General features: G+C 62.7%; 21 protein-coding genes and 1 tRNA gene. 6 read left to right on the forward strand and 16 right to left on the reverse strand.

What is annotated here, in order from left to right; translation table 11 throughout:
* Positions 1–69 precede the first annotated feature (69 nt).
* The 8 genes from yihA to rpmH form a co-directional block, all read right to left on the reverse strand.
* Complete coding sequence (gene yihA / locus CKO11_RS01580; RefSeq protein WP_223632142.1) at positions 70–720, reverse strand: ribosome biogenesis GTP-binding protein YihA/YsxC; 651 nt, start codon at positions 718–720, stop codon at positions 70–72.
* Entirely contained in the window at positions 720–1,475 is a 756-nt protein-coding gene (locus CKO11_RS01585) for an MOSC domain-containing protein (RefSeq protein ID WP_223632144.1), read from the reverse strand. Before CKO11_RS01585 ends, yihA begins: the two co-directional genes overlap by 1 nt.
* Positions 1,472–3,349, reverse strand: coding sequence for a membrane protein insertase YidC (yidC, locus tag CKO11_RS01590; RefSeq protein WP_223632146.1), 1,878 nt, complete (start codon positions 3,347–3,349; stop codon positions 1,472–1,474). The genes CKO11_RS01585 and yidC overlap by 4 nt, the downstream gene beginning before the upstream one ends.
* 137 nt (positions 3,350–3,486) lie before the next feature.
* Entirely contained in the window at positions 3,487–5,079 is a 1,593-nt protein-coding gene (locus CKO11_RS01595) for a GGDEF domain-containing phosphodiesterase (RefSeq protein WP_223632148.1), read from the reverse strand.
* Between the two features lie 74 nt (positions 5,080–5,153).
* Positions 5,154–6,047 (reverse strand): tRNA 2-thiocytidine(32) synthetase TtcA, encoded by an 894-nt coding sequence (gene ttcA, locus CKO11_RS01600; RefSeq protein WP_223632150.1) that lies wholly within the window; start codon positions 6,045–6,047, stop codon positions 5,154–5,156.
* Positions 6,040–6,312: a membrane protein insertion efficiency factor YidD gene (yidD, locus tag CKO11_RS01605; protein ID WP_223632152.1), complete on the reverse strand. Its 273-nt coding sequence runs from the start codon at positions 6,310–6,312 to the stop codon at positions 6,040–6,042. Before yidD ends, ttcA begins: the two co-directional genes overlap by 8 nt.
* The gene (rnpA, locus tag CKO11_RS01610; protein ID WP_223632154.1) at positions 6,309–6,809 is read right to left on the reverse strand and encodes a ribonuclease P protein component; all 501 of its coding nucleotides are present in this window, start codon (positions 6,807–6,809) and stop codon (positions 6,309–6,311) included. Before rnpA ends, yidD begins: the two co-directional genes overlap by 4 nt.
* A 20-nt stretch (positions 6,810–6,829) precedes the next feature.
* Complete coding sequence (rpmH, locus tag CKO11_RS01615; RefSeq protein WP_076483939.1) at positions 6,830–6,964, reverse strand: 50S ribosomal protein L34; 135 nt, start codon at positions 6,962–6,964, stop codon at positions 6,830–6,832.
* Between the two features lie 328 nt (positions 6,965–7,292).
* On the opposite strand from rpmH, the gene CKO11_RS01620 reads away from it, so the two are divergent.
* The 4 genes from CKO11_RS01620 (at position 7,293) to CKO11_RS01635 (ending at position 13,182) form a co-directional block, all read left to right on the forward strand.
* The gene (locus CKO11_RS01620; RefSeq protein WP_223632156.1) at positions 7,293–8,714 is read left to right on the forward strand and encodes a sensor histidine kinase; all 1,422 of its coding nucleotides are present in this window, start codon (positions 7,293–7,295) and stop codon (positions 8,712–8,714) included.
* Between the two features lie 88 nt (positions 8,715–8,802).
* A tRNA-Arg gene (locus CKO11_RS01625) sits at positions 8,803–8,879 on the forward strand.
* A 235-nt stretch (positions 8,880–9,114) separates the two neighbouring features.
* Positions 9,115–11,847, forward strand: coding sequence for a GGDEF domain-containing phosphodiesterase (locus tag CKO11_RS01630; protein ID WP_223632158.1), 2,733 nt, complete (start codon positions 9,115–9,117; stop codon positions 11,845–11,847).
* Between the two features lie 93 nt (positions 11,848–11,940).
* On the forward strand, positions 11,941–13,182 hold the full coding sequence (locus tag CKO11_RS01635) for a cyclin-dependent kinase inhibitor 3 family protein (RefSeq protein WP_223632160.1): 1,242 nt from the start codon (positions 11,941–11,943) through the stop codon (positions 13,180–13,182).
* On the opposite strand, the gene draG is transcribed toward CKO11_RS01635, so the two are convergent.
* From draG to dapA, 3 genes are all read right to left on the reverse strand, one after another.
* Positions 13,148–14,014: an ADP-ribosyl-[dinitrogen reductase] hydrolase gene (gene draG, locus CKO11_RS01640; RefSeq protein ID WP_223632162.1), complete on the reverse strand. Its 867-nt coding sequence runs from the start codon at positions 14,012–14,014 to the stop codon at positions 13,148–13,150. The genes CKO11_RS01635 and draG overlap by 35 nt on opposite strands.
* A complete protein-coding gene (locus tag CKO11_RS01645; protein WP_223632164.1) occupies positions 14,007–14,828 on the reverse strand; it encodes an NAD(+)--dinitrogen-reductase ADP-D-ribosyltransferase in 822 nt (273 codons plus the stop codon). The genes draG and CKO11_RS01645 overlap by 8 nt, the downstream gene beginning before the upstream one ends.
* A 100-nt stretch (positions 14,829–14,928) precedes the next feature.
* Complete coding sequence (gene dapA, locus CKO11_RS01650; RefSeq protein WP_223632167.1) at positions 14,929–15,801, reverse strand: 4-hydroxy-tetrahydrodipicolinate synthase; 873 nt, start codon at positions 15,799–15,801, stop codon at positions 14,929–14,931.
* Positions 15,802–15,939: 138 nt separating this feature from the next.
* On the opposite strand from dapA, the gene CKO11_RS01655 reads away from it, so the two are divergent.
* The gene (locus CKO11_RS01655; RefSeq protein ID WP_223632169.1) at positions 15,940–17,883 is read left to right on the forward strand and encodes a lytic transglycosylase domain-containing protein; all 1,944 of its coding nucleotides are present in this window, start codon (positions 15,940–15,942) and stop codon (positions 17,881–17,883) included.
* Here CKO11_RS01655 and CKO11_RS01660 read toward each other — a convergent pair.
* Positions 17,880–18,776, reverse strand: a complete 897-nt coding sequence (locus CKO11_RS01660) for a DMT family transporter (RefSeq protein WP_223632170.1) — start codon at positions 18,774–18,776, stop codon at positions 17,880–17,882. The genes CKO11_RS01655 and CKO11_RS01660 overlap by 4 nt on opposite strands.
* Complete coding sequence (mnmD, locus tag CKO11_RS01665; RefSeq protein WP_223632171.1) at positions 18,773–19,438, reverse strand: tRNA (5-methylaminomethyl-2-thiouridine)(34)-methyltransferase MnmD; 666 nt, start codon at positions 19,436–19,438, stop codon at positions 18,773–18,775. The genes CKO11_RS01660 and mnmD overlap by 4 nt, the downstream gene beginning before the upstream one ends.
* 51 nt (positions 19,439–19,489) lie before the next feature.
* On the opposite strand from mnmD, the gene CKO11_RS01670 reads away from it, so the two are divergent.
* Positions 19,490–20,536 (forward strand): NAD(P)/FAD-dependent oxidoreductase, encoded by a 1,047-nt coding sequence (locus tag CKO11_RS01670; protein ID WP_223632172.1) that lies wholly within the window; start codon positions 19,490–19,492, stop codon positions 20,534–20,536.
* Between the two features lie 18 nt (positions 20,537–20,554).
* Here CKO11_RS01670 and CKO11_RS01675 read toward each other — a convergent pair whose 3' ends face one another.
* Genes CKO11_RS01675 through pgsA form a run of 3 tightly spaced genes read right to left on the reverse strand, consistent with a single transcriptional unit; the run spans position 20,555 to position 21,865 of the window.
* A complete protein-coding gene (locus tag CKO11_RS01675) occupies positions 20,555–20,995 on the reverse strand; it encodes a molybdenum cofactor biosynthesis protein MoaE (protein ID WP_223632173.1) in 441 nt (146 codons plus the stop codon).
* Positions 20,995–21,243, reverse strand: coding sequence for a molybdopterin converting factor subunit 1 (gene moaD, locus CKO11_RS01680; RefSeq protein WP_223632174.1), 249 nt, complete (start codon positions 21,241–21,243; stop codon positions 20,995–20,997). Before moaD ends, CKO11_RS01675 begins: the two co-directional genes overlap by 1 nt.
* Positions 21,236–21,865, reverse strand: a complete 630-nt coding sequence (gene pgsA / locus CKO11_RS01685; RefSeq protein ID WP_223632176.1) for a CDP-diacylglycerol--glycerol-3-phosphate 3-phosphatidyltransferase — start codon at positions 21,863–21,865, stop codon at positions 21,236–21,238. Before pgsA ends, moaD begins: the two co-directional genes overlap by 8 nt.
* Positions 21,866–21,902: the final 37 nt, after the last annotated feature.

Genomic DNA, 21,902 nt, shown 5'->3' on the forward strand with positions numbered 1-21,902 from the left:
CGCCCGAGGGGGCGGTGCCCCCTCTTGGCCTTATCCGCAATGATTTGTTCGAAAAGCCAAATGCGTCTGTCAGGCGAGCGTGGCGATGATCGCGCGCAGCGTTTCGATGCCTTCGCCTTTCTCGGATGAGGTGACGACGATGTCGGGATAGGCCGCAGGGTGCTTTTGCAGCGCGCCTTTGACCTGTTCGATCACCTTGTCACGCTCGGTCTTGGAGATTTTATCGACCTTGGTCAGCACCACTTGGAACGTGACCGCCGCACGATCCAGCAGCCCCAGAATCTCGGCATCGACTGGTTTTACCCCATGGCGCGCATCAATCAGCACGAAGGCGCGGCGCAGCGTGGCCCGGCCCGAGAGATAGCTTTTCAAAAGCGCTTGCCACTTTTTCACCACGGCCACCGGCGCTTCGGCAAAGCCGTAGCCGGGCAGGTCGACCAAATAGGGGCCGTCTTGCGTGGTGAAGAAGTTGATCTCTTGCGTGCGGCCCGGCGTGTTCGACGCGCGCGCCAAATTCTTGCGGTTCGTTAGCGCGTTAATCAGCGAGGATTTCCCCACGTTTGAGCGCCCGGCAAAACAAACCTCGATCCTGTCGGCGGGCGGCAGGCCCGACATCGCCACGACGCCTTTCAGAAACTCCACCGGTGCCGCAAACAACAAACGCCCGCGTTCGCGGCTGGCGTCATCGGGCGCGGGGGCGAGGGTGAATTGCATCTGCATCAAAGAACCTCCACAGGATCGCCAAGGGCGATGTCGCCACCTTCGATCACCACGGCGTAAAGGCCGAACTGCCAATCGCCGTTGAGTTTTTCAAGCCATTGCAGCGTGTCGAAATCCTCCGCCCCATTGGCTGGATTGGCGCAAGTCGCGCGGCAGCGGGTGATGGGCATTTCGACCTCAAGCACGGTTTCGCCCACGCGCAGCCGCTTGCCGATCAGGGCACGCTCTGCCCAAGGCGCCCAGCCGTCGACCCAAAGATTGCCCCGAAACCGATGGCGCGACAGCGTGGCCCCCGCCGCATCGCCCAAAGCAGCAAGCGAGGACATCGACAGAAGCGAGATATAGGGCGCGGCCATATCGGCCAAGGATTGGTTTTCCACCCGTTCCACCGCGCGCGGGGCAGGGCGGGTCGCGGGCCAAAGCGGCTTGAGCCATTCGATCAGCTTCGCTTGATCGGCGGGCCGGTCCGGGTCGATTCGCAAGTGCCACAGATCTGGGTGGGTCAGTTCCACTGTGCCGTCATCGTGCATCTGCGCCTGCACCGCCATCAGCCCCGGCGCGGCGGCACCGCGCACGAAGTTCATTTTCTTGGCCCATTCTCCCAGCGGGCTGTCGAATTTTGCCCCCTGATGCGAGACCGCCCATGTCCGGTCGAAAGGCAGAACGCGCCCCTGTGTCAGGGGCGCGCTGCGAATGTCCTCATAGCCAATCGATTTGATCGGGTGGCGGACGATATGGGCCAGATGCCCGATCATTTCTTCGGCGCGCTATCTGCGTCCTTCTTGCGGAAGCTGGCGAGGATATTGCCGAACAGATCCGGCCGTTTCCCGTGCACCGTCATGATCGAATATTGCTGGATAAAGGTGATGACGTTGTTCGCAATCCAGTACAGCACGAGGCCCGAGGCGAAGCTTCCCAGCATGAACATGAAGATCCACGGCATCCAGGCAAAGATCATCGCTTGCGACGGGTCCGTGGGCGCCGGGTTCAGCTTTTGCTGGAACCACATCGAGATGCCGAGCAAGATCGGCAGGATGCCAAGGCTAAAGATGAAGAACAGCGAGCCCGGCTCCGGCGTGGCGATCGGCAGAAGGCCGAACAGGTTCAGGATCGACGAGGGATCGGGGGCCGAAAGATCCTTGATCCAGCCCACCCACGGCGCGTGGTAAAGCTCGATCGTGACGTAGATCACCTTATAGAGCGAGAAGAAGATCGGAATTTGCAGCAAGATCGGCAAACAGCCCGCAGCGGGGTTGATCTTTTCGCGCTTGTAAAGCGCCATCATCTCGCGCTGCATCGCCTGCTTGTCGTCTTTGACGCGGGCTTTGAGCTCTTCCATCATCGGCTGGACTTCTTTCATCCGCGCCATCGAGATGTAGGAGGTGCGCGCCAGCGGGAACACGACCATCTTGATGATGACGGTCAGTGCGATGATCGCCCAGCCCATATTGCCCAGCGTGGCATGCAGCCAGTGCAGCAGGCGGAACATCGGCTTGGTCAGGAAGTAATACCAGCCCCAGTCGATCGAATCGACAAAACGCGTAATCTGCGGGCGGCCTTGGTCGATTTCATCGCCCAAAAGGCTATCAAGCCAACCGGGGTTGTTTTGGTAATGCGCAATCGCTTCCCATTCCTTGGCCCCGGCAAACAGACGCGTGGTGACCGAGGTGCTGCCCCCAACCGCGATTTCGGTCGCGGGCAGGCGGGTCTCGGTTTGATAAAGGTCGTTCGAGGCGACATATTTCACCACCGAGGTGAAGCGGCTCGCTTCGGGGATGAGGGTCGTCATCCAGTATTTGTCGGTAAAGCCGGTCCAGCCGTTTTCGGTAGCTTGCAGAATTTCGGCCTGACCTTCGCCCGGGACGTCATCCAGCTTCGGGATCTTTTTGTATTTGATTTCCTGAAGCTGGCCATCGGTCATCCGGACAAGACCTTCGTGCAGCACATAAACCCGCGAGGTTTCCGGAATACCATGGCGGGCGATGATGCCCCACGGCGCAAGGCTTACCGGCGCGGTGCCATTGTTGGCCACGGTATCGGTGACGGTGAACAGGAATTGCGGATCGACCGCGATGGTGCGGGTGAACACCTGCCCCGCGCCGTTATCCCATGTCAGGATCAGCGGGGTCTCCGGGGTCAGTTTCGCGCCTTCGGGCGCCGTCCAAAGCGTTTTCGGCCCCGGCACCTGCGAAGGGGTCAGCCCCGCTAAGGGCGACCAGCCATAAAGCACGTAATAAGGGTTCGAATTCAGCTCGGTGCCGCCGACCGGCGACAACAGACGCACCATCGGCGAATCGTCCGACAGCTCGACATGGTAGCTTTTGAGCGAAAGATCATCGAACCGCGCCCCCATCAAAGAGATTGAGCCGGTCAGTTCCGGGGTGTCAATCTCGATGCGCGGGGCGGTTGCGGCCACCGGCGTGGGCGCGCTGGCTTCGGGCGCGCTGGGCACCACGGTCGGTGCGCTGGCGACCGGTGCGCTGGGCGTGCCCTCTGCGCTCGTGGCTGCGGTGGTTGCCTCGCCATCCGGTTCAACCGGGGCAGGCGGCGGGAAGAAGACCGTCCATACAACGATGACCAATGCTGACAGCACGGTCGCGAGCATGAGGTTCTTGTTCTGATTGTCCATGGGCGTGCATTTCCCCTGCCGATCCGGGTTCGGCCCGGTTCAACAGAAGGGGCCGCCAAAGGTCAAGCGCTTTCGCGCCCGAAACAGCCCGCAAAGGCGGCACAAGGGGCGATGCGCGCCCTTGTGCAACAGTTCGTTCAGGCCCCGCGCCGCTTGCCGGGTTTGGGCGAAGAAGACAGCCGCGCATCATGGCGCGTCACCCATTGCGTGCTTTCCTCTAGCGGCAGCGGCTGCGAGATTGCCTTGCCTTGCACGTGGTTACAGCCAAGCTGCGCCAGCATCGCATGTTCGCCAATCGTCGAGACGCCCTCGGCCACGGTTTGCAGGCCCAGCCCCTCCGCGAACGAAACGATCGCCGCGACAAGGCGCTGTTGTTCCGGGTCGCGGTCGACATTGGTCACAAAAGACCGATGGATGCGAATCCGCTCTGCCCCGGTGCGGCGCAGCGCAGCGACCGAAATCGGCCCAGTGCCAAAGCCCGCCAATTCGATCCGGCAGCCGATTTTGGCACATTGCGAGATGTTGCGCAGAATCACCTCGTCATCCAGTTGCGCGGTCACCTCTTGGTGCAACACCAGCCGCGCACGATTGGGGGTAATATCGAAGCGGTCGAATTCCCATTTCAGCCGGTCGAACATCTTGGGGTCGGTGACATGGGTCAAACCAAGCGGCAGGCTGACCGGGCCGGGCGGGGTGGGCAGCCGCTCCCAGTCCCGCAAAGCATTGAAACATTGAAACAACATTACTTCGGCCAGCCGATGTTGCAGCCCGGCAGAGGCAATGGCGGGCAAGATGTCATCTTCTGGCAGGATGCCATGATCGCGCGACAGCCAGCGCGGCATCGCCTGCATGCCGGAAATCGTGCCGGTATCGGTGCAGATTTGCGGTTGGAAATAGGCGACGATCCGGCCCTCTTCCAAGGCCGGGCCAATTTCGCCCGCCAGCGCGCTTTTCGCGCGGGCCGCTTGCTTGATTTCGGGGGTGAAGGCGCGGATCGCACCGGGGCCATTGCGGCGAGCTTCATCCGCGGCCGCTTCGGCAGCTTGCAAGATTGCGGCGCCGGTCAAGGCCGGTGCGCGGCTCATCAGGCAAAAGCCGACATGGCTTGTGGTGTTGATCGAACGCCCCGAAATCGAGAAAGGCGCATCACAGGCGCTTTGCAGTCGCGCCGAAAGCTGGATCATGCTTTCCAGATCGGGGCGTTGCGTCGGGGTCAGCACCACCGCGTAACGGTCGCGTTCGATCATCACGATTCGGTCGGAATTGCGCAGCACGTCGCGGGTGCGTTCACTGAAGGCCTGAAGGAATTCATCGAATTCGCTGCGGCTCATTTGCCGCATCAAGCTGGCCGTATCGTCAAGCCCGACCACAAGGCAGGCCGTGCCGCGCCCCGAATCGAGTGCTTCGGCCAAGGTGTCATCCAGCATCGTCTCGGCTTCGGCGCGCTGCGGCACCGGGCGGTCGTCTTGTGCGTCGTCTTCCTCCACCGGCTGTGCCATCGGGCGGCTCATCCAGGCCACGATAATCGCGGTGAAGCCCACCAGCGTCATGCCTTCCAGCCCGAACCAAAGCCCTGCCAGCGCGGCGGCGGGCAAAAAGGCGACCATCTCGCGGCGCAGCAAGATTGGCCCGGAGAGTTTCACCCGTTTCTTGGTTTCGGATTTCGGCAGTTTCAGTTTCTTGACGGATTTCGACGGCTTGGCTGCGTTCTGCCCCGCGGATTTCTTCATCTCGGCCCTCGGTGATGCGGTGAAGGGAGCCCCTTCTTTCGCGCCCAAGCTAGGCCGGTTTGGTCAGCGACTGGTTAAAGACTATCACGCAAGTTGGGGATGTTTTCGCTCAAATCCGAGAAAGATTTTTCTGGCCCGTCTATTTCGCGCATAAGCCCGGCGAAATCGAACACGCGCGGGTCGCACAGATGCGATGGACGCACATTCATCAGTGCGCGCGCCATCACCTGCCGCCGCCCGGGGCTGCGCGCTTCCCAGCCATCCAGGATCTGTTTGACCTGCACCCGTTGCAGCCCGTCTTGGCTGCCGCACAGATTGCACGGGATGACCGGATATTGCATCCCGCGCGCGTATTTTTCGCAATCGGCCTCGGCCACGAAGGCCAGCGGACGATATACGAACAGGTCTTTTTCCTCATTCACAAGCTTCGGCGGCATAGTGGCCAGCCGTCCGCCGTGAAACAGGTTCATGAAAAAGGTTTCCAAGATATCGTCGCGGTGGTGGCCCAGCACCACGGCAGAGCAGCCCTCTTCGCGGGCGATTCGATACAGATTGCCCCGCCGCAGCCGCGAACACAGGCTGCAATAGGTCTGCCCTTCGGGGATTTTCTCTTTCACCACGGAATAGGTGTCTTGATATTCGATCCGGTGTTCGATCCCCATCCGGGTCAGAAATTCGGGCAGCACCGTGGCCGGAAAGCCCGGCTGCCCCTGATCCAGATTGCAGGCCAGCAAATCCACCGGCAAAAGACCGCGCCATTTCAATTCGGTCAAAACGGCCAGCAGGGTGAAGCTGTCTTTGCCGCCGGACAGGCACACCAGCCAGCGCGCGCCGGGTTCGACCATTTGATAGGTTTCAAGCGCTTCGCGGGTTTCGCGCAAGAGCCGTTTGCGCAGCTTCTTGAATTCGGTGCTGCCGGGGGCACCACTTAACAGCGGCGGCAGCGCAGCCTCGTCTTCGTCAAACATGGGTGTGATCCTTGCCGCGGCAGCGTGCATCATGTTCGGGGTCCGCCCCCGGAACAGGGTCGTAGCCATGCCCGCCCCAAGGGTTGCAGCTTATCAAGCGTTTCGCAGCCAACCATCCGCCCTTCAACGCGCCATGGCGTTCCAGCGCCTCAAGCGCGTAGACCGAACAGGTGGGCTGATAGCGGCAGCTATTGCCCAGCCAAGGCGACAGAACCAACCGGTAAAACCGCACCGGCAGGGCAAGAAGATGGGCGAAAGGGCTCATTTCCCCCTCCGACGGCCTTTCTGGCCTGGCTGGGGCGGGCGCGGTTTCATTGTGCGCCCGGCGTGAATGTCCTTGATCGCGCGGGCAAAATCTTCTTGCAGCGCAGCAAAGTCGCGGCTGGCCGTGGCCCCGGGGCGCCCCACCAAAACATAGTCCCATCCGGGCAGGCCCAAATCGGGCAAGCCCAGACGCGCCACTTCGCGCAGGCGGCGTTTGGCACGGTTGCGCGCCACGGCGTTCCCCAGCTTCTTTGAGCAGGTGAAGCCGATTCGGATCAGATCTGCGGGCACGGCTTCGGCGGCGCTACGCTGGCGCGCCTGAAGCAAGAAACCGGGCAGGGCCAACCGTTGGGCTGAGGCAGCACGCAAAAAATCCGCCCGTTGCTGCAACACGATGATTCGTGGTGCAGAGCTTCGGGACGGATAAACGGAAACCGCCGGGGCGCTTCCCGCGCTCCGACCAGTGAGGTCAGTCGCAGGAGCCTCCGGCGGTGTCATGCGTTCAGGCCGTGTCTGCCTTACGCCGACAGAACCTTACGGCCCTTGGCGCGGCGAGCGTTGAGGACCTTGCGGCCGCCTTTGGTCGCCATGCGGGCGCGGAAGCCGTGGCGGCGGGCGCGCACGAGTTTCGACGGCTGGTAAGTGCGTTTCATCGCGGTTACTCCGGTTATCTGTCGGTGGGGCACCCTGAAACCGGCCGGATTCGGCTGCCCTTTTATTCGAAGCCCGTCCTTTAGGGGCAACGCTGGCACAAGTCAATTCTTCCCGGCGGGTTTTTTGCGCCCCGTGGCTGCGGCGGATATACGTGCCGGGACGCCTGCGGCCCACGCTGGTATAAAAGCCTGCATCGGCGCCCTTCCGCCGGCGCCATCGCGCCCCTATGTATTGCCCGAATGCTTTGGTATTCCATGAAAATGCCGAACACTATCGGTGGGGGATCGAAAGGGCCCCCGGGCGGGCGGCCCGCCAAGTCGGGACAGGATGAAGATCAATACTCTTTCCGGGCGGTTTCTGGTGCTCACGACGGTTTTCGTCGTGCTGGCAGAAATGCTTATCCTGTTGCCGGGATTGGCGAATTTTCGTGAGGATTATCTGCTGACGCGGCTTGAGCGGGCGCAGATCGCCTCTTTGGCGCTTTTGACCACCGATACAATGATCGAACCCGAGTTGGAGCAAGAGTTGCTCGACAATGCGGGCGTCTACAACGTGGTTTTGCGCCGGGACGCGGCACGCCAGCTTGTTTTGTCGTCGCCGATCCCGCAGCCGATCGTCGCCACCTACGACCTGCGCGAAGAGCCGTTTTGGCGGCTTGTGCGCGATGCATTGGCGGTTCTGGCCGATCCGCAAGATCATATCGTGCGGGTGATCGGCGATCCGGTGCAAAAGGGCGGGCTGGTGATCGAGGTCACATTGGCCACCGCGCCCTTGCGGCTGGCGATGATCGAATACGGGCTGCGGCTTTTGGCGCTTTCGGCGGTGGTCTCTGTTGTCACGGCGCTGTTGCTGTTCTTGCTGGTGCGCCGGTTGATGGTGGTGCCGATCAAGCGCGTCGTGGCGCATATGGCCGCCTATGCCGACGCGCCCGAGGATGCGCGCACGATCATTGCGCCGCAGGCCCGAATCGAGGAACTGCGCGTGGCGGAAGAGGCCTTGGCCTCAATGCAGCATCAACTCACGGCGTCATTGCGGCAAAAAGAACGTCTTGCGCAGCTTGGGCAGGCGGTCGCCAAGATCAGTCACGATCTGCGCAACATCTTGACCACGGCGCAATTGTTTGCCGACCGGATGGAGGGTTCCGATGACCCCGCTGTGCAGCGCGCGGCCCCGAAGCTGATGAATTCGATCGGGCGCGCGGTGAACCTGTGCGAAACGACATTGGCCTTTGGTCGGGCCGAAGAGCCGCCGCCGAAACTGGCGCCCGTCGATCTGGCCGCTTTGGTCGATGAGGTGATCGAGGGCGAACAAGGCCCCGCAACCGCCGCGCAGGTCGATTTCATCACCGATGTGCCCGAGGGGCTGATGATCCGCGCCGATCACGAACAGCTTTATCGCGTGTTGTCGAACCTTGCACGCAATGCCCGCCAAGCGATCGAGGCAACGAACCAGCCCGGCACGATCGAATTTGGCGCCGGGCAGGGCGCGGAAAGCTGGTGGATCCGGGTCCAGGATACCGGGCCGGGGCTGCCTGCCAAAGCGCGTGAGCGGTTGTTCCAGCCGTTCTCGGGCGGGGTGAAGAAAGGCGGCACCGGGCTGGGGCTCGCGATTTCTGCGGAATTGGTGCGCGGGCATGGCGGCCGTCTGGAGTTGGTGCGCAGTGATGAAACCGGGACCGAGTTTCGCTTGACCGTCCCGCGTGGCCCCGGCCTGGCCTCGCCCGGGCCGGTTTCTGGCGCCAGCGCCTGAAAATAAAGGCGCGCAGCAGAAAGTTCATTTTTTGATCGATTTCCCCCTTGCATTGGCTCCGCTGCGGGGCTAAATCGCCCCCCACAGCGGACCCGTAGCTCAGCTGGATAGAGCATCAGACTACGAATCTGAGGGTCGGGCGTTCGAATCGCTCCGGGTCCGCCATTTCATCTGAATCAGCCGAAATATGAAATTTTCTGCCAACTGTGACCTTGCGTCCGGTGGCCGTTACGGCTGAGCAGAGCATACTCTTGGCGCTGCGATTACCCTAATTGGTGAAAATCTGGCATACTATTTCCTCGCCGAATCGCGCTTGTCATGGCGTGTGGCGTAGTGAAAGCAACGCATACGATTACGCTTCGTTTCGACCAATTTTGCCGAAGCGCCGGGGGTTTGATAGATGGCCGACAAGAAGAGTTCGAGTTTGACCGCGCTTGTTTTGGCTATCGCTTATGCCGTTGTTGGTGTTGTCTACATCACGACCAGCGACTGGCTTTTGGGCAAATTCGTGCCCGAGCTTCAACAATACCAGCTGTTCCAGACCCTCAAGGGGGGGGCCTCTATCGGCGTGACGGCTTTCGGGCTGTGGCTGATCCTGCGGTTCGCCCTTGGTCGGCTTGAAAAGGCGCTTGCAGAGACGCGCTTGGCGGAAAGTCGGTTGCGTGGCGCGCTGCTGGCCGCCGGCGGAAACTGCTGGCGCGCGGAGCTGCAAAAAGACCAGACCCTGATGGTACACACGCGCGGCAGCCCGATGAAAGGGATCGATATCGATACCCGGGTCAGCTACGAAGAAAGTGTTCTGCGCGCCCAAATTCACCCCGATGACCGGCCTGCCTATGGGGCTATGATCGACGCGATCAAGGCTGGCGCGCCAGACATTCCCGGCGGGATCTTTCGGCTTTTGACCGCACAAAACGATTGGCGTTGGGTCAAGATCGTCCCCGATCCGGAAAGCCGCAAGAACGGGCCGCCCGGGGCGATTTACGGGGTGACGCTTGACATCACCGCCTTGCAGGAAACCACGCGCGCGCTGGCTGATGTCATCGCCGGGGGCGAGTTGGGCACTTGGCGGCATGATCTGCGCACCGACCGGCTTTATGTGAATGCGCGCTGGGCCGAGATGCTGGGCTATACGCTTGCGGAGCTTGATCCGCAGATGATCGATGATTGGCGCGCGCTGGTGCACCCCGACGATATGCGCGAGCTTGAAGCCGATCATGAACACCAGTTCCAGACGCGCGATTATTTCTTCGCCTATGAATTTCGGATGCGCCACAAGGATGGGCATTGGGTCTGGGTTTTGTCGCGCGGTAAGGCGGTTGAAACCTCTGAAACCGGCGAGGCGCTGGTTTTGTCGGGCGTTCACATCGATATTTCCCGGCGCAAGGCGCTGGAAGCGGAACTGCTTGAGAAAAGCGACTTCCTGCAACGGCTGACCGAGACCTCGGTTTCGGGGATCTTGTCGTTGGATGAAGAGGGCACGGTGGTTTTTGCCAACCTTGAGGCGCAGCAGATTCTGGATACGACCGGCGCCGGGCTGGTGGGGCGGCGGCAGGATGAAATCGGCTGGGTGCAGCGGGGCAGCCTTGAACCGGAAACCGGCGTGCCGCTGGAACGGTTGCGCCGCAGCCGCGCCGTGATCCGCGACATGCGCATGAGCCTGTCTTTGCCCGAGGGCCCGGATCGGGAAATCTCGGTCAATGCCGCGCCGATGGAAACGCCCGGCGGGCCGGTGCAAATCGTCTGTTCGGTCACGGATATCACCCAGCGTCTGATCGATGAACGGCGCTTGGCATTGGCGGCGGAAGAGGCCCGCTTCGCCGCAAGCCACGATATGCTGACCGGGCTGCCGAACCGGGAATTGTTCGGGGCGCATGTGGCCGCGATGGTGCGGCAGGCCAAATCCGAAGGCCGGCTTTTGGCGCAGGTTTTTTTGAGCATCGACCATTTTCAGCAGATCAAGGATCGGTTCGGTCCGATCCTTGGCGACCGACTGATCTGCATGATCGCCGAGCGGCTTGATGGGGTGCGCAGCGGCGCGCAGCTTCTGGCGCGCGTCGGCGGAGAAGAGTTCACCTTCCTCGACAAGCTGCAAACCGCCGAAGAGGCCGCGACCTTTGCCGCCGTGCTGGCCCGCGCCTTTGAAAGCCCGTTCGAGGTGGATGGACAGACGGTTTACCTAAGCGCATCGATGGGGGTGTCGATCTACCCAATGGATGCGCTAAGCGCCGAGGAGATGTGGCTCAATGCCGATCTGGCGATGTATGAGGCCAAGGCGCTGGGCGGCAATTGCTCGGTGCCCTTCACCGCGCAATTGCGCGACCGCGTCGCGCGGGCCGCCAAGATCGGCCAATCACTGCAACGCGCGATTCGGGATCGTGCCTTTGAGCTTGTGTTGCAGCCGCAGGTCAGCCTGAAACAAGAGCGCGAATTGGTCGGGGCCGAGGTTTTGGTGCGTTGCACCGATCCCGACCTTGCCGGGATCGGCCCCGCCGACTTCATGCCCGTGGCGGAAAAGACCGGTCTGATCCGGCAGATCGATTTGTTGGTCGTCGATCTTGCAGGGCTGTTCATGGCCGAGTTGCGCGGGCGTGGTCTTGGGCTGCGCCTGTCGATCAACCTGTCGCCCGACAGCTTGCGGCAGGTTGGTTTTGGCGAAGAGCTGTTGGCGCATCTGGCGGCGGCAGGGCTTGGGTCCGAAGATGTTCAATTCGAACTGACCGAGGGTGCCGTGGTCGATCTTAAATCCGATGCGCGCGGGGCCATCGCGCTGCTGCTGGAAGCCGGGTTCGAATTGTCGGCCGATGATTTTGGCACCGGCTATTCTTCCCTGAGCTATCTGCAAAAGCTCAATCTGGGCGAGTTGAAGATCGATCAAAGCTTCGTATCGCGTCTGGGTCTGGGGGAGGATGCCTCGGATGCGATCGTGCTGGCCACACTGGCGATGGCACGGGCGCTTGATCTGCGCACGGTGGCCGAGGGGATCGATACCGAAGAACAAGCGGCGTGGTTGTGCGCGCAGGGCTGTGACGTGGGGCAAGGCTACTTGTTCGGGCGCCCCGTCCCGCCCGAGAAATTCATCGAAAGCTACTTGCTGGTGCCGCTGGCGCGGGATCAGGTGGCGGCGCTTTAGCGCGCAAGATCGGGGCCAACCGCGCGGCGCGCCTGCGCACGTGTTGTCCCGGCCCGGGCGCTGTGATCCCATGCCGCGATCCAAGAGGCGGACATGCGCACCAGTGAAACCCATCCCTTGCAGATTGCCGAAGTGTCGGCCGGGCCCGGTCTGGGCCGGATCGGGCTAACCTTTTGCCCCGGAAAATATGATCGCGCCGCCTATTCCGGGGCCTGGGCGCGTGATCTGGACCTGGATCTGGATGTCATCGCGGCTTGGGGGGCACGGGTGGTGGTGACGCTGGTGGAACCCGCCGAGCTTGCCGCGCTTAAGGTGCCGGGGCTCGGCGCGGCGGTTCATGCGCGCGGCATGATCTGGCAGCATTTGCCGATTGCCGATTATTCTGTGCCCGATGATTTGTTCGAGGTGCGCTGGGCCAGTGCGGGCCGGGGACTGCGCGACATCTTGCGTGCCGGGCAAGATATCTTGGTGCATTGCAAGGGGGGGCTGGGCCGTGCGGGCATGATTGCGGCGCGGCTTTTGGCCGAATTGGGGATGGAGCCGAAAGCGGCGATCCGTGCGGTGCGCACCGCCCGCCCCGGGGCCATCGAAACGCCTTCGCAATTGGCGCTGGTGCGGGGCACGCGGGCGATTGACGAACCGGCCGTGCTGGATACCGCCGCGCTGACGCGGATCGGCGGGCAATTGGGCACCAATCCGGGCGGCGTTTGGGCGGATGCGGCAGGGCGGCGCTATTACGTCAAGGAGCTTGAGAGCCCGCCGCATGCCCGCAATGAACGTTTGGCCGCGGCGCTTTACCGGTTGGCGGGGGCACCTGTCCTGACCTATCTGCCCACCGCTAAGCCCACGCAGGTCGCAACGCTTTTCGTCGATCTGGAAAAGACCTCTGTTGCGCAATTGACGCAAGACGAGCGCCGGGCCGCGCAGCGCTGGCTGGGCGTGCATGCATGGCTGGCCAATTGGGATGCCGCAGGCGCCTTGGGCGACAATCAGGGGGTGGTGCAGGGGGTGGTGACCACGCTTGATGTTGGCGGCGCGCTCGAATTTCGGGCCACGGGCGATCCGAAGGGCCGGGCCTTTGGTCCCGAGGTGGGCGAGATCGACCGGCTTCGCGCCGATGCCGATAACCCCCATGCGGTCAAGCTTTTCGGGGATATGGAGGCGCAGGCGGTGGCACAGGCAATCGACGTGGTCACCCGTTTGCCCGAGGCTGCAATCGCGCGCGTGGTGGCCGAATATGGCCGGAGCGAGAAGTTGGCCGCCAAGCTGATCGCGCGTCAACAGGACATGGCACGTCGCCTTACAGCGCCAGAAGCTTTGGCACTTGATCGGTGATTTCGTCCTGCACCTGCGTGTCCAGCACCTCCAGCCAGCGCATCGGCAGCGATTCCAACCCCCAAAGCGCGCCCGCCAGCATGCCCGCAAGCGCGCCCGTCGTATCGGCATCGCCGCCTTGATTGACGGTGGACACCACCGCCTCTTCAAAGCTGTCGGCGGCCAGAACAAAATGCAAAACTGTCTGCATTGTCTCGACCACGAAGGCCGAGCATTGGCCGCGATAGGGCGCAAACCGAAAAATCCGGTGCTGCTCCACCAAGGCGGCGCCCGCGCGCTCTATGGCGGGTTTGCCCCCGCCTTCGATCAGCCCGTGCACCATTTGCACCAAGGCCAGACAGGCGGCATCGGATAGCGGGTTATGATGCGTGGTATGCGCCTGCACCCGCGCCCAATCCGCCGCCCGGTCCGGCACGCCCAGCGTCGCCAGCGCCACCGGCAAAATCCGCATCGCGGCGCCATTGCCCGCATCGTCTTCCATTTCCGGCCCGGCAACCGATCCATCGCGCAAGAACCGCTTGATCCCGCGCCGACAGGTATTGCCCACATCGGCGGGTTTGGTGGCCAGCCAAGCGGCGAATTCTTCACACAGATCGCGCGCATCCAGCCCGCCGCACCGAATAAGCGAGCGCCCAAGCGCCAGCGACATTTGCGTGTCATCGGTGACCGCGCCGGGGGGCAACCGCAGCCAGCCGCCCCCGGTGATCTCGCGATGCACGCCTAGTTGTGCGGCGATCTCGCGCGCGGTCATGAATTCGGTCGTCGCGCCCAAAGCATCGCCAAGCGCAAAGCCCAAATAGGCGGCCAAGGCCCTGTCTTGACAGTCAGACATCGTCGATCCTCACCCGATAGGCCCCGCCGATGGCCAGAAATTCGCGTTCCCCCTGCAACAGCCGCGTCGGCAGCAGTCCGGGGTAAGACAGCACCTTTGCCACCGGCACGGCCACTGTCAGAATCTTGTCGCCAAAGCAATCCGCCACCTCCCGCTCGGACGAGAACGAGACAAGATTGTTCAGCCGGATCACCGCCTCGCGCTTGCCGATCCGTTCCAAAACGGCATGATCTTCCAGCGCATTGCTGCCCCGGTAAAGCGTCAAATGCGTTTGCCCGGCAAAAGCGAAGCGCGCCGCGATCCATTGTGCCGCCTCATACAGCAAATCAAGCTGTGCCCAGATCGCATTGGCATGAAACCCGCTTTGCATCTTTTCACTGGTATAAACCTGCCATGCCGAACAGCTCATGCAGGCAAGCACTTCCTTGTGAAAGCATGGCGCGATGCCAAAGCGGCTTTCCACCCAGCCTTTAAGCACTGCACCTTCGGGCCCGTTGCTGTCAAAGCTCCAGCCTTGCAGCAACCGCAGGAAAGATGACCGAAACGGCCGCGTGCCGCCCGGTGCCGTTTGCTGCTCCGGGTCGATGCCGAACATCGCCTGCATATAGCTGAGAAAGGCCGCCCCGGCTTCGGCGCCGGTTTCGGCCTGCGCGAGCATGGTAAAAAGCGCTGGGTTCATTTCGCGCACGCCATGGATATGCAGTGCCTCGGGGGCGGCGTTGAAGCCGCAACTGGCCACCCATTGCGACGACCGCCCGACGCGGTTGGTCGAATGGCCCAAGCCCGGTTTGCGTTGTGTGCCCTGTTCGCTCATGGCCCGGATCATGCGCCGGGCGCGCGCCGCTGTGAAGGCGGCACAAATGCAAACGGGGGGCCAAGCCCCCCGCCACGTATTCCAATGAAAGCCGGTTGGCTTAGATCAGCCCGGCATGGGCCATCGCCGCATCAATCGTGGCTTTGGTCGCATCGCTCAGCTCGGTGAGCGGCAGCCGCACCTCGGCCCGGCACAGGCCCAGTTTCGACATCGCATATTTTGCCCCCGCAACGCCCGGCTCCAAAAAGAGTGCGATATGCAGCGGCAAAAGCTGATCTTGATAGGCCAGCGCCTTGGCATAATCGCCTGCAAGCGTTGCGGCCTGCATTTCGGCGCAAAGTTTGGGCGCGACATTGGCGGTCACGGAAATGCAGCCGACACCGCCCATCGCGTTAAAGCCCACAGCCGTCGCATCCTCGCCCGAAAGCTGGATGAAGTCGGCGCCGCAGGTCATGCGTTGTTTGGCCACCCGGCTCAGATCGCCGGTGGCATCCTTCACGCCAATGATGCGCGGTAGCTTCGCCAACTCGCCCATCGTTTCGGGCACCATATCCACGACCGAGCGGCCCGGAATATTGTAGATGATGATCGGCAAATCGCTGGCATCATGCATCGCTTTGAAATGCGCCACCATGCCGCGTTGGGTCGGCTTGTTGTAATAGGGCGTCACCACCAGCGCGCCATCGGCGCCCGCCTCCGCCGCGTGACGGATCAGTTCCACGCCCTCGGTGGTGGCGTTCGAACCGGCGCCCGCCAGCACCGGCACCCGGCCCGCAGCGGTTTCCACGACGACGCGCACGACTTCCTTATGTTCGTCATGGCTCAGCGTCGGGCTTTCGCCGGTGGTGCCCACGGGCACGATGCCGTTGCTGCCCTGTGCAATATGCCATTCGACCAGCTTCTTGAGCGTGTCCCAATCGACTTCGCCGTTCATGAACGGCGTGACGAGTGCGGGAATAGACCCTTTGAACATGACACGCTCCTGAGGTGGGGGCGGATTCGCCCGGTGGAAAATTGCGCGGAACATAGGCGAGGCTTGCGAGCTTGCCAACTTGTGAATTGCACTCGTTACAACCTACAGGCAGGAAGGAAAAAACACGCGAGCAGAGCCATGATCTTTCAACGTTCCGTTGCGGCCCTCGTCGCCGTTTTCCTTGCTATTTTTCCGCTTGTCGCGCGCGCCGATGACCCGTCTGCGCTGGCCCGCGCCTTGGCGGCGGCGCAGGCGCGCGATTGGACGCAGGCTTTGGGGGAGGCGCGCGCCTCGGGGCCGCTGGCCTTTGACATTATCGAATGGCAGCGGCTGCGTGCCGGCGAAGGCCGCTTTGCCGATTATGCCGATTTCAGCACCCGCCGCGCCGCATGGCCGGGGATGCCGCTTTTGCAGGAAAAGGGCGAGGCCGCGCTTGAGGGCGTGCCGCCCGAACAGGTGATCGGGTACTTCTCGACCTTTGCCCCGCAAACCGGCACCGGGGCCTTGGCGCTTATTGCCGCGCATCTGGCGCAAGGAGAGCGTGCACAGGCCGCCAAGGTGGCCGCAGAGGCTTGGCGCAGATTGGACCTGACCCCGGCAGAGCAGGCGGCTTTTCTGGAACGTCACCGCGATCTTGTGGCCCCGCATCACGGTGGACGGATGCAGGCCTTGCTGGATACGGGTCGTTTGACGCAGGCGCGCGCAATGCTGGATCTGGTCTCCCCCGGCACCTTGGCGGTGGCGCGCGCGCGCATTGCCTTGCAGGCGCGCGAAAGCGGGGTCGATGATTTGATCGCAGCGGTGCCGCCCCGGATGATGGGGTCTTACGGGCTGGCGCTGGATCGGGCGACATGGCGCTGGCGCAATGATCTGGAAGAGGGCGCGGCAGAGCTCGTTTTGGCCTTTTCCGCCGATGCCGCGACCTTGGGGGACCCGGCGCTTTGGGCGGATGTGCGCGGGCGTCTGGCACGGTTTTTCCTGCGCGCCGGGGACGCGCGGCTTGCCTATAAATTGGCGGCGCGGCACCGCATGGACCCGGGCTCTGCCGATTGGGCCGCGCTGGAATGGCTTGCGGGTTATGCCGCGCTGAAATTGGGCGATGCCCCCACCGCCTTGCAGCATTTCAACGATTTCTCGGCCCATGTCTCAAGCCCGATTTCGACCACGCGCGGGGCCTATTGGCGCGGGCGTGCGCTTGACGCTTTGGGCCGCACGAACGAGGCACAAGCGGCCTATGCCGAAGGCGCGCGCGACCAAACGGCCTATTACGGTCTGCTCAGTGCCGAGCGCGCGGGCGTGCCGCTTGAGGCCAGCTTTGCCGCCGCGCCGCCGCTGCCCGATTGGCAGGATGCACCTTTCACCGCCGAGCCCGTGTTTCAGGCTGCGCTTTTGTTGCAGGCGGCGGGAGATCGCGCCTTGGCGGAGCGGTTCATCCTGCATCTGGAAGAAAGCCTGCCGGTGGCGCAAATCGCGCCTTTGGCCAAACTGGCGCAAGATTGGGGCAACCCGCATCTGATGCTGAGCTTGGCCAAACGCGCCGCTTCCGAAGGGGTAGTCTTGGTCAGCGCCTATCATCCGGTGCCCGACCTGCACCCCGACGGGCTAGAGGTGGCCGAGGAACTGGCGCTGTCGATTGCGCGACGCGAAAGCGAGTTTGATCCGGTGGTGGTCAGCTATGTCGGCGCGCGCGGGCTGATGCAATTGATGCCGGGCACGGCGAAGATGATGGCAGACCGCGAGGGCGTTCCCTACGAGCTTTCGCGCCTGACCTCGGACCCAAGCTATAATGTGCAGTTGGGCGCGGCCTATCTGGCCGTGCTGCAAGAGGAATTCGGCACCTCTCCGGTCTTGGTGGCGGCGGGCTATAACGCCGGGCCGGGCCGCCCGCGCAGCTGGATCGAAGAGCGCGGCGATCCGCGAAACCCTGCGGTCGATGTGGTCGATTGGGTCGAAATGATCCCCTTCGACGAGACGCGCAATTACGTGATGCGGGTGGCTGAAAGCTTGCCCATCTATCGCGCGCGGTTAGGCCGACCGGATACCGGGGTGCTGCGTTTTAGTGCGGAATTGCGCGGCCACTAAGCGTTGCGCGCCGCCAGCTTCGCCTTGGCGCGCGCGCGGGTGCGCCACAATGTGAACAATCCCGCGCAGACCACCACCCCCGCCCCAATCGCCACATTCGGGCGCAAGGTGTCGTCGAACACCAAAATACCAAGCGCCGAGGCAAAGACCAGTTGCAGATAGGCAAAGGGCTGGATCGCCGAGGCCTCGGCCACCTCATAGGCGCGGATCAGCAAGAAATGCCCGCTGACGGCGGTCAGGCACAGCGCGCCCATCCAAAGCCAATCGGTGCCGATCATCGGTTCCCAAAACCAAAGCCCCAAGGGCGTCATTACCACCGCACCGACCAGCCCGGTCCAATAAAACGACACGGCTGCGGTATCCTTGCGCGCCGCAAAACGGGTCAGCAGCGAATAAAGCGCAAACAACAGCGCACAGATCAGCGGGATCACCGCCTCTGGCTTAAAGACGCCAAAGCCCGGCTCCAGAATGATCAAGATGCCCACGAAACCGATGCCAATCGCCGCCCACCGCCGCCAGCCCACCTTTTCGCCCAGAACCGGGCCCGACAGTGCGGCGACCAGAAGCGGATAAGAGGCAAAGACCGCATGGCTTTCTACCAGACCCAAGATCACGAAGGCTTGGATCATGATGACGATCTCGATCACCAGCACCAGCGAACGAAATACCTGAAACAGGGGCTGGCGGCTGTAAAGCGCGCCGCGCAGCCCGCCCTCGGCGCGTGCGGCAAGCCCCAGCGTGAAAAGTGCAAAGAACCAATAGCGGATCGTGATCACCATATAGACATTGTAAGTGCCCGCGAGGTGGCGCGAGATGCCGTCTTGCATGGCAAAGATGAAGGTGGTGACCACCATCAGCCAAATGCCCTTGCCGATGTTTTGTTCCACGCTCATGGCTTTTGGCCCCGGCTCATATGGCGCTTGCCCGCATGGCCCGGCACGCGCGCAACCGTAAAGCCCGCCGCCGCCAATCCCCGGCGCACAAAGCCCGCGGCCGTATAGGTGGCAAAGCTGCCGCCCGGCGCAGTATGGCGGCCCACCTCGGCCATCAAATCGGCGCCCCACATCTCGGGGTTTTTGGCGGGGGAAAAACCATCCAAGAACCACGCATCGGCCTGTTCACCCCAGTGCGGCAGAGTTTCGCGCACATCGCCCAAGATCAGTTCGACCGAAACACTGCCCAAATTGAAGCGGGGTGCGCCGCGCGTTATCGCATCGACCAAGGGCGCGGCAAGCGATGCCGCTTCGGGGAAGGCTTGCAGCGCGCGTGCCATTTCAGCCCCCGACATCGGAAACGCCTCAAAGCTGGTGAAGCGGATGGGTAGATCGGTTGCCAGTGCGGTGGCGATCAGGTTCAGCCCGGTGCCAAAGCCCAGTTCGGCAATGTGAAAACCGGGGCGAAACCGCGCGGGCAGGTCATTGCCCGCCAAAAACACATGGCGGGTTTCGGCGAGCCCCCCGGCCAAGCTGAAATAGGGGTCGTCAAAGCGCGTGGAAACGGGCGTCGATCCGTCGCGCCAAGTCAGCGCGGCTGGGCTCTGGTCTGAAGATGTCATAGGAGGTAGTGCCAAGTAAGTTCGCGGTAACACTGACGAAAGGGGCGCGCGATGGCAAGCACAGACTGGGTAACGGTGCGCGGTGGCGGGGTCTTCGGGCTGGCCTGTGCCTATGAAGTCGCCAAGCGCGGGGTGAAGGTGCGGCTGATCGAACGCGACCGGATCGGCGCGGGGTCTTCGGGCGGCACGGTGGGCATGCTGTCGCCGCATGTGCCCGAGCAGTGGAACGCGAAAAAACAGTTTCAATTCGACAGCCTCGTGATGGCGCAAGCGTTTTGGGACGATGTCAAAGCCGTGGGCGGGCAGGATGCCGGCTTTGGCCGTGTGGGGCGGCTGCAACCCATCGCGAATGACGCGGGCGTTGAACTGGCCCAAGCCCGCGCCGCCGGTGCGGCCGAACATTGGGGGGCGGATTTCACCTGGCGCGTGGCCCCGGTGGAGGAGTTTGGGGAGTTTGTGCCGGTAACGCCGACCGGACTGGTGATCCATGACACGCTGTCTGGCCGCGCCTCGCCGCGCCGCGCGGGCGCTGCGCTTGCAGCCGCGATTGAGGCTTTGGGCGGGGAGGTGATCCTTGGCGAGGCCGAAGACCGTGGCCCGGTGCTGCATGCGACGGGCCTTGCCGGGCTGGAGGAATTGACCGCCGCTTTCGGTAAAAGCGTGGGCAATGGGGTGAAGGGGCAATCCGCGATCCTTGCCCATGACGCGGGGCCGGTGCCGCAAATTTTTGCCGATGGGGTGCTGGTGGTGCCCCATGCTGATGGCACGGTGGGTGTGGGCTCGACGGCAGAGCGCTATTATGACGATCCGACCAGCACCGATGAACAGTTGGAAGATGTGCTGACGCGCGCCCGCGCTTTGGTGCCTGCGCTGGAAGGCGCAGAAGTCGTCGAACGCTGGGCCAATGTGCGCCCGCGCTCGGTCACGCGGGCGCCGATGCTGGGCGCTTGGCCGGGGCGTGACGGGCATTTCATCGTCAACGGCGGCTTCAAGATCGGTTTTGGCATGGCGCCGAAAATTGCCGTGGTGATGGCCGATCTGGTGCTGGATGGCGTTGATACGATCCCCGAAGGGTTCCGCGTCGAAGACAACCTTTAAAGGGCAAGGGGCGCGCGCCTACCAGCGGGAAAGCGCGGCCTCGTCACTCTCTTTCGCCTCCACCCATGCTGCGCCGGTGGCGGTGATTTCTTTTTTCCAAAACGGCGCGCGGGATTTCAGATAATCCATCAGGAACTCCGCCGCCTCAAAAGCCGCTTGCCTGTGCCGCGCGGCGGTGGCGACCATCATGATTGGTGCGCCGATTTCGAGCCGCCCGTAACGGTGGATCACCACAGCATCGGCCAAAGCCCAGCGGGTTATGGCCTGTTCGACCAACGCGGCAATCGCGCGTTCGGTCATGCCGGGATAATGCTCGATCTCTAGCGCTTGCATCTGCCCGGTGTCATCGCGCACCAAGCCGGTGAAGCTGACCACCGCCCCCACATCCGCGCGCCCTTGGCCAAAGCCCGCCAGTTCGGCGCTGGGATCAAAGGCGGCTTCTTGAACGGCAATCCGCATCAGCCGCCCGTCATCGGCGGGAAAAACGCCACTTCGCGCACGCCCGCAAGCGGGGCGGAAAAGTCGGATAGATCCTGATCCAATGCAACGCGCACGGCCGACAGGTCGGCAAAGGCGGCCGCGTAACGCGGGTCGCGGGTTTTCAGTTCTTCGACAAGATCAGCCACGGTTGCTGCGGTGCTTTCCACCTGTTCGCGCGGCACGCCGATGCGTTCGCGCAACCAAGCGAAATACAGCAACTCAACCATCCTTATCCTCGCGCAGGAACGGCAACGATTTGCGGAAATAATCCCAGCCAGTAATCGCGGTCAGGATCGCCGCGACCCAGATCAGCGCGATACCAAGGTGATTGGCCAGATCGGCTAAGCCCAGCCCAGAGGGCAAATCGCCTTCGCCCGCGCGGGGCGCACGGCCCTTGGCAAGGTAATCCAGCCCGGTGCCCAAAAACAGTGTGGCAATCGCGACCATCTGCGCCGTGGTCTTCCATTTCGCAAGCTTCGTCACTTTCAGCTTGCCCGCATCGGCGCCCATGAATTCGCGCAGCCCCGATACGAACACCTCGCGGAACAAGATCACCGTCGCGGGCAGAATGAGCCATGGGTTCATGCCCGAATAGCCCGTCAGCACCACAAGCGCGATCACCACCATCGCTTTGTCGGCGATCGGGTCCAGCATCGCGCCGAATTTGCTTTCTTGCCCCCAAGCGCGCGCTAGGTAGCCATCGAACCAATCGGTGATGGCGGCGCCAATGAACAGCGTCAATGCGAACCAATCCGCCCAAGGACGATGAAAATAAAGAAACATCACTGCCACACCGGGGGCGGCGAGCAGACGAAGCACCGTCAGGATATTGGGCAGGTTCCATTGCATGAGCGCACACTATCCCTCGCCGCGACGAAGGAAAAGA

The organism is Rhodobacter sp. TJ_12 (assembly GCF_020023995.1).
In the GTDB taxonomy this organism is placed as follows: domain Bacteria; phylum Pseudomonadota; class Alphaproteobacteria; order Rhodobacterales; family Rhodobacteraceae; genus Rhodobacter.

Excerpts from the sequence above, each read along its gene's own strand:
- CKO11_RS01660 (WP_223632170.1), bottom strand. The coding sequence starts at position 18,776 with ATGAGCGTGGAACAAAACATCGGCAAGGGCATTTGGCTGATGGTGGTC.
- yidC (WP_223632146.1), bottom strand. The coding sequence starts at position 3,349 with ATGGACAATCAGAACAAGAACCTCATGCTCGCGACCGTGCTGTCAGCA.
- ttcA (WP_223632150.1), bottom strand. The coding sequence starts at position 6,047 with ATGTTTGACGAAGACGAGGCTGCGCTGCCGCCGCTGTTAAGTGGTGCC.
- CKO11_RS01670 (WP_223632172.1), top strand. The coding sequence starts at position 19,490 with ATGGCAAGCACAGACTGGGTAACGGTGCGCGGTGGCGGGGTCTTCGGG.
- CKO11_RS01595 (WP_223632148.1), bottom strand. The coding sequence starts at position 5,079 with ATGAAGAAATCCGCGGGGCAGAACGCAGCCAAGCCGTCGAAATCCGTC.
- rnpA (WP_223632154.1), bottom strand. The coding sequence starts at position 6,809 with ATGACACCGCCGGAGGCTCCTGCGACTGACCTCACTGGTCGGAGCGCG.
- pgsA (WP_223632176.1), bottom strand. The coding sequence starts at position 21,865 with ATGCAATGGAACCTGCCCAATATCCTGACGGTGCTTCGTCTGCTCGCC.
- CKO11_RS01630 (WP_223632158.1), top strand. The coding sequence starts at position 9,115 with ATGGCCGACAAGAAGAGTTCGAGTTTGACCGCGCTTGTTTTGGCTATC.
- CKO11_RS01675 (WP_223632173.1), bottom strand. The coding sequence starts at position 20,995 with ATGCGGATTGCCGTTCAAGAAGCCGCCTTTGATCCCAGCGCCGAACTG.
- CKO11_RS01645 (WP_223632164.1), bottom strand. The coding sequence starts at position 14,828 with ATGAGCGAACAGGGCACACAACGCAAACCGGGCTTGGGCCATTCGACC.
- moaD (WP_223632174.1), bottom strand. The coding sequence starts at position 21,243 with ATGGTTGAGTTGCTGTATTTCGCTTGGTTGCGCGAACGCATCGGCGTG.
- CKO11_RS01585 (WP_223632144.1), bottom strand. The coding sequence starts at position 1,475 with ATGATCGGGCATCTGGCCCATATCGTCCGCCACCCGATCAAATCGATT.
- draG (WP_223632162.1), bottom strand. The coding sequence starts at position 14,014 with ATGTCTGACTGTCAAGACAGGGCCTTGGCCGCCTATTTGGGCTTTGCG.
- dapA (WP_223632167.1), bottom strand. The coding sequence starts at position 15,801 with ATGTTCAAAGGGTCTATTCCCGCACTCGTCACGCCGTTCATGAACGGC.
- rpmH (WP_076483939.1), bottom strand. The coding sequence starts at position 6,964 with ATGAAACGCACTTACCAGCCGTCGAAACTCGTGCGCGCCCGCCGCCAC.
- yihA (WP_223632142.1), bottom strand. The coding sequence starts at position 720 with ATGCAGATGCAATTCACCCTCGCCCCCGCGCCCGATGACGCCAGCCGC.
- mnmD (WP_223632171.1), bottom strand. The coding sequence starts at position 19,438 with ATGACATCTTCAGACCAGAGCCCAGCCGCGCTGACTTGGCGCGACGGA.
- CKO11_RS01655 (WP_223632169.1), top strand. The coding sequence starts at position 15,940 with ATGATCTTTCAACGTTCCGTTGCGGCCCTCGTCGCCGTTTTCCTTGCT.
- CKO11_RS01635 (WP_223632160.1), top strand. The coding sequence starts at position 11,941 with ATGCGCACCAGTGAAACCCATCCCTTGCAGATTGCCGAAGTGTCGGCC.
- CKO11_RS01620 (WP_223632156.1), top strand. The coding sequence starts at position 7,293 with ATGAAGATCAATACTCTTTCCGGGCGGTTTCTGGTGCTCACGACGGTT.
- yidD (WP_223632152.1), bottom strand. The coding sequence starts at position 6,312 with ATGAGCCCTTTCGCCCATCTTCTTGCCCTGCCGGTGCGGTTTTACCGG.